The organism is Parendozoicomonas sp. 209JJ7-1, assembly GCF_058147085.1.
Genome location: NZ_JBYVJU010000089.1, coordinates 1 through 853, shown reverse-complemented (window position 1 = coordinate 853; position 853 = coordinate 1). Strand labels below are relative to the sequence as shown.

At 39.3% G+C, this 853-nt stretch carries 1 protein-coding gene; it reads left to right on the top strand.

Going from position 1 to position 853, the window contains the following annotated elements; genetic code table 11:
- Positions 1-48: 48 nt before the first annotated feature.
- On the top strand, positions 49-750 hold the full coding sequence (locus ACY2RQ_RS19490; protein WP_490114678.1) for a hypothetical protein: 702 nt from the start codon (positions 49-51) through the stop codon (positions 748-750).
- Positions 751-853 lie beyond the last annotated feature (103 nt).

Genomic DNA, 853 nt, shown 5'->3' with positions numbered 1-853 from the left:
GGCGTTACATGCTACTTCACTAAATGAGTATCAATTAGAGAATAATAAATGGCATATCTTTTAGCTTTCTCATTAACGAGGGACTATACAAATCATTCTAAATTACACGATCTACCAAAATCACTTCCATGGAAAATGTTTGAGAGTGATTTATGTGACAAGATGCTGTTAGATGTTTTTAATTACAAAGGCGAATCTGATTACCCATTCATATCTGTTCCTTCAGTAAAGGATTTGCCACTTGACTTCGAAGAATCATTAGGTGAGCTGAATCAGCTATACCGTGATCTAATGAAAAAAAATAAAGCTGACTATTTCAAGAGAGGATTCGTAAACCTTAATATTTATGTCAGCCGACTCCTATCATCTGAAGTACTAAGCATAATTTCAGATGATGAAGGCATTGATTTATCTTGCATATCTGAAAACGGTCTTTTAAAGAAACTAAGGTTTCAAGCTGAAGGGGTTGAGATTAACTGGTCCCATAAAGATGGGCTGAGCATCTGTGATAATTCATCATCCTGCCTCCACCGTATAGCTGAAGATGAATGTCGAGCATTTTCAAATACCGAACTTCCTATTTTCGGGTTCAATGGAGACTCAAGCGCTTTAAAACTTAAAACCTTAGATCGTTCCTCTCCATTACCACCGTCTAAGCCGCGCCCACCAAGAGGCGGCTGGGTTGCACATGCAAGAAAGCAGAGAGAGCTGGCTCAAAATAGCAAAAAATGGTGGCACTTTTGGAAGTGATTTTTGATGCCTAATACAGTAGCTTTAATCATCCAAACAATAACGTTTCGCATGTAACAAGTGCATCCAGGTGACGCCGGAGGCGCACCTGATGCAAGCGTTA

What these genes read in the sequence shown, in the direction of transcription:
- ACY2RQ_RS19490 (WP_490114678.1), top strand. Translation starts at nt 49, where the DNA reads ATGGCATATCTTTTAGCTTTCTCATTAACGAGGGACTATACAAATCAT.